At 68.5% G+C, this 5,066-nt stretch carries 3 protein-coding genes and 1 pseudogene; 3 read left to right on the forward strand and 1 reads right to left on the reverse strand.

From position 1 onward, the window contains the following. Together EQG76_RS15495 and EQG76_RS15500 are read left to right on the forward strand one after the other, a co-directional pair. Positions 1-351: pseudogene (locus EQG76_RS15495) on the forward strand (methyltransferase C-terminal domain-containing protein); the annotation flags it as partial. A 12-nt stretch (positions 352-363) separates the two neighbouring features. Then, positions 364-1,545: a class I SAM-dependent methyltransferase gene (locus tag EQG76_RS15500; protein WP_159715051.1), complete on the forward strand. Its 1,182-nt coding sequence runs from the start codon at positions 364-366 to the stop codon at positions 1,543-1,545. 231 nt (positions 1,546-1,776) lie between these two features. On the opposite strand, the gene EQG76_RS15505 is transcribed toward EQG76_RS15500, so the two are convergent. Beyond that, complete coding sequence (locus tag EQG76_RS15505; protein ID WP_159715053.1) at positions 1,777-2,985, reverse strand: glycosyltransferase family 4 protein; 1,209 nt, start codon at positions 2,983-2,985, stop codon at positions 1,777-1,779. 935 nt (positions 2,986-3,920) lie between these two features. Between EQG76_RS15505 and EQG76_RS15510 the strand changes: the two genes are divergently transcribed. Then, positions 3,921-5,066: serine hydrolase (locus EQG76_RS15510; protein WP_159715055.1), on the forward strand; the 1,146-nt coding region annotated here is incomplete at its 3' end.

Consider the following 5,066-nt stretch of genomic DNA (forward strand, 5'->3'; position numbering starts at 1 on the left):
GTGGAGAAGATCAAGGCCGACCTGCGCGCCATGCTCCTGGAGCTGAAGGCCGAGGGCAAGCGGATCGCCGGCTATGGTGCCGCCGCCAAGGGCACCATCCTGCTGAACTATGCCGGGATCGGGCCGGACCTCCTAGATTACGTGGTCGACCGCAATACCTTCAAGCAGGGCCGCTGGATCCCCGGCGTGCGCCTGCCGATCAAGGCGCCGGCCGTAATCGAGGAGACCAGGCCCGACTACCTCCTGATCCTGCCCTGGAACTTCAAGGACGAGATCATGAGCCAGCAGACGGCGCACGCGGCACGCGGCGGCAAGTTCATCCTCCCGATCCCCTCGCCCGTCATCGTCTGAAGAGACCCCCGCATGTCGGAACCTGTGTGCAAGGCGTGCGGCAGCACGGACCTGGAGCTGTTCTACCGGGTCGACCGGATCCCGGTGCATAGCTGCCTGATGGTGGACAGCCGGCAGGAGGCCCTGGACTTCCCCAGGGGCGACCTGGAGCTCGGCTTCTGCAACAGTTGCGGCTTCATCGAGAACGTCCGCTTCGACCCGAAGCCGCAGAACTACTCGCCGGCCTATGAGGAGACCCAGGCCTTCTCGCCGCGCTTCGTCCGCTTCCTGGAGGAGATCTGCGACGACCAGATCCGGAAGTTCCACCTGAAGCCCGGCAAGACCGCGCTGGAGATCGGCTGCGGCAAGGGCGAGTTCCTGGTGACCTTATGCGAGCGCTCGGGGGCGTCGGGCATCGGCATCGATCCCGGCTATCGGCCTGAGCGCACGGTCAGCGAGGCCGCCGACCGGCTCCAGTTCATCCAGGACTTCTACGGCCCGAAATACCGCCACCTGCAGGCCGATCACGTCTCCTGCCGGCACACGTTGGAACATATCCACGATGTCCAGGCGTTCATGCAGCTCGTGCGCGAGAGCATCGGCGACCGGCCGCATGTCGATGTATTCTTCGAGCTGCCCGATGCCGAGCGGGTGCTGACCGAGCCAGCTTTCTGGGACATCTACTACGAGCACTGCTCGTATTTCACGCTGGGCTCCCTGTCCCGGTTGTTCCGGCGCACCGGCTTCGACGTGACCAATCTCTGGAAGGCCTATGACGACCAGTACCTGATGCTGGAGGCCAAGCCGGTCGACGAGCCAACCGAGCCGCGGCTGGCGCTGGAGGACGATCTCACCAAGACCAGGGCCCAGGTCAGGCAGTTCAAGGCCGTAATCGGCCCGGAGCTGCAGCGGCTGCGCGACCAGTTCCTGCGCTGGCAGGGCGAGGGCAAGAAGGTGGCGCTCTGGGGCTCCGGCTCCAAGGCGGTCTCGCTGATCACCACGCTCAAGATCGCCGAGCAGGTGGCGGCGGTGGTGGACATCAATCCACATAAGCACGGCAAGTTCCTGGCCGGCTGCGGCAACGAGATCCTTTCGCCGCAGGCCCTGGCCGAGATCCGCCCGGACGTGGTGGTGGCGGTCAACCCGATCTACCTCAACGAGATCGGCCAGGACCTGGCGAAGCTGGGCCTGGAGCCGGAACTCACCGCACTCTGAAGCCGCGCCCGCACGGCCGGGGGCCACGACCGGCCCGGCCATGCGGGCGCATGCCGGAGAATGCACGCACTCTTGCCCTGCCGGATCACGCGGTCGGGAGGGATGACCATCGCGTCCTGGTGGCAGTCTCCCTCTGCCGCACTGGGCTGCCCGAAGCCGCGGTTCCAACCGACGGGCGGGTTCTGCGCCATCCCTGGCGGCGCTGCCGGCTACCGGACCCGCTCGGGGTGCTCAGGCGGCGTTGTTGGCGTTGGGCACTAGGGTGGAGCGGGTAGCAGTGCGCCCGCCGGTGAGCCCGACATAGACCCGCTCACAGATCTGCGCGGTGCTCGACCAGGCGCATTCGCGCGCGACGAAGTCCAGGGCGGCCTGGGCCAGGCGTTGGCGCAGGCCCGGATCCTCGGCGATCCGCAACAGGGCGACGGCGAACGCCTCGACGTCGTCGTTCGGTACGACCAGGCCGTTATGGCCGTCCTGCAGGACCTTTGCCGAGCCGGCGGAGGATACCACCGCCTTGCCGGCGGCCATGTAGTTCAGGAGCTTCTGCGGGATGCCGTCGCAGACCGTGCGCGGCATGACCGCGATCGCCGCATCGGCCAGCCGGTCGGGCAGGACCGCGAAGTCGTCGGGCTCGAGCAGGATCGCCTCGCGGATGCCCAGGGAGCGGGCCAGCTCCTCGTAACGCTCGAAGCCGGTGCTGGCCGCCACCACGAGCCGCATGGAGGGACGCAGCGTCCAGGCCTTGGCGAACGCCTTCAGCAGGAGGTCGAAGCCCTGATAGGCAGCCAGCGTGCCGGTATAGATCACGCGGTCCGGGGCGATCGGCTCCCGGCCGACCGCGCGAGCGAACACATCGAGCTCGACGCCGTTCATCGCCACGGTGACGCGGTCGGGCGTGAGCCGGCCAGCACGGAGCAGGCGCTCGCGGATGTCTGGGGTCACGGTTACCACGTGGTCGGCCAGCGGCGGGAGCTGCACGTCCAGCCACCGCCCGGTGCCACCCATCACTCTGCCCAGCAGCCCGCCGCCATAGGAGGGCAGCTCGGAGCCCAGCATGGTGTGCGCGTCGTACACCAGGGGCACCGGCTTGCGCCCGCGCCCCCACCAGGCCGTCAGCAGGCCTTCCACATGGTGGGCGTGGACCACGTCGAACGGCTTGTCCGCCAGGAGCCGGCCGATCTTGGCGGCCAGTAGCGGGTCGTATTGCAGCAGCTTGCGCGGGGTGGGGCCGGGCGCGATGGTGCCGTAGCTCATCCCGGTGCCACCGGCCCGGTGCACGAGATAGCTGCTCGAGGCCTCGCTCTCGCCCATCGGATAGGTAATGACCTCGACCTCGTGGCCGAGCTGCGCCAATGCCTCGGAGAGACGCTCGATCCGCAACGGCGTGCCGCGGCGTGCCGGAAACGGGCAGGCGGCAACCATGGCGATTCGAAGACCCATACGCACTCTCACAACCAGAAGCCGGCGCTGCCCAATGTTCGTCGATATCCGTCGGTCAAGGCCATTCTAGCGCTGCCCGCTGGCCCGGTCATGGCCGGGACACCGGGCAGCGATCAACGTCGCTGACCAGCCGTTGATGCACCACTTCAACTTTCAGAACATCATTAAAAGCGTGCTCCCCGCCTGCGTCAAATCGCCAGCAATATCTGTCGGATCTACCCAACGCCCGATCAGTAACACAGCGCTACCCGCGTACAGCACACCATTCCCGAACTGGAGATTGCCAGACACGCCTGCGCCTCTCCTTGCCGATGCCAGATCCTCATCACGACGAAGCGCCGAGCTTGGCGAGGGGGCGTGCTGAGACTGGAGCGATATCCGGATCCGAACAAGCTCGCTTCACGCTGATCCATCGCCGCAGGCAGAATTTCCTGCCGACTGGTCAGGATCTCACTGCCATGACCCAAGCTAGTGCACCCGACTGCCAGCGAACAGGTGGCGAGGCGGGTGGAGGTGGAGGAGAGTACACCAATCCGCAGCCTTCGTGGTCATGTTGCCACGCACGCCATCATTCGGCTCCAATTGATCGACCGTGCCGCCTCCATGACGGCTGTTCCGCGTGCCAGTGCGGCGCGGACGCAACAGTCGGCATGCGCAGGCCGGCGGCAGGTGGAGCGGGATCGAGGCCGGGATCGCGCAGGGGCGATGGGGTGTGGGGATCAGCCCGCCGTGGGGGATACGGCGTTCGCCCGAGCTGGTCCGCGACCCCGGCCTCGTGGCGCAGCATGCGCCGGCCGCGCCTGGATGGGTGTGATAGGCATCACTTGGGGACGGGACGTGGCAGCAGGCCCCCCGGCCTGTCGGGTTGCCGGACGGCCGCCGACGCCTATGCTGCTCGGTCGACGCGGGTTGGTGGAGGCGGGAGGAAGAGGAACATGCCAGCTCCGGTTCAGGCGGGACGGCGCCTGCTCGGTGCCCTGCTGCTGATCGGCAGCGCCCAGGTGGCGGCAGGCGCCGAACCCGAGCAGCAGGCGGCGCTCGCGCGCCTGTTCCGGGCAGAGCGGATCGAGGCCGGCTGGCTGGCGCCAGGTTTCCTGACCGCGGTGCCGCTGGCCCAGGTCCAGGAGCTGGTCGAGGCACTGAAGCGACGCCACGGCGCCCTGAGCTCAGTGACGGAACGGGACGGCCGCCTGGTCGCGGTCCTGGACGGCGCCGAGGTGCCGGCCCGGCTCAGCCTGGACGGGGAGGGGCGGATCGCCTTCCTGCTGCTCGAGCCGCCGGTCGATGTCTCGCGCGGGCTGGAGGAACAGGTCGCGGCGATCGCGGAACTGCCCGGCCGGACCTCCGTGCTGATCGCCACTGATGGGCAGCCGGTGGCGATGCACGAGCCGGACGCGCTGCTTGCGGTGGGCTCCGCCGGCAAGCTGCCGATCCTGAAGGCGGTCGATCAGGCGGTGCGGGCCGGCCGGCTCGCCTGGGATCAGGTCGTGCCGCTCGATCCCGCCTGGCGCTCGTTGCCCAGCGGTATCCTGCAGGACTGGCCAGACAACACGCCGGTGACCATCGCCACCCTGGCGGGCCTGATGATCTCAATCAGCGACAATACCGCGACCGATGCGCTGCTCGACCTGGTCGGCCGGCCCGCCGTGGAGCAGCTGGCACCGCGCAACGTGCCGTTCCCCTCAACCCGTGAGATGTTCGTGCTGAAGTCGAGCGGTGCGGCAGGGCACCGCGCGGCCTGGCGGCGCAGCGATCCGTCCGGCCGTCGCGAATTGCTGCGCTCGATCGCCGACCGGCCCCTGCCCGCGGCGGAAGAACTCCAGGCCGAGCCGACCCTGGAGGTGGAGTGGTTCTTCACCGCCCGCGAGCTGTGCGGTCTCCTGGAAGAGACCGCGGGCCTGGCGCCGTTCCGGATCCAGCCCGGGCCGGCCGATCCCACGCGCTGGCGGCAGGTGGCCTTCAAGGGCGGTTCGGAGACCGGCGTGCTCAACCTGTCGACGCTCGTGGAAGATGAGGAAGGCCGCCGCCACTGCCTGGTCGCGAGCTGGAACGGCGAGGCCGGCCTCGAACCCGAACGGCTG

It is taken from the genome of Geminicoccus flavidas (assembly GCF_009806515.1).
GTDB classification, from domain to species: domain Bacteria; phylum Pseudomonadota; class Alphaproteobacteria; order Geminicoccales; family Geminicoccaceae; genus Geminicoccus; species Geminicoccus flavidus.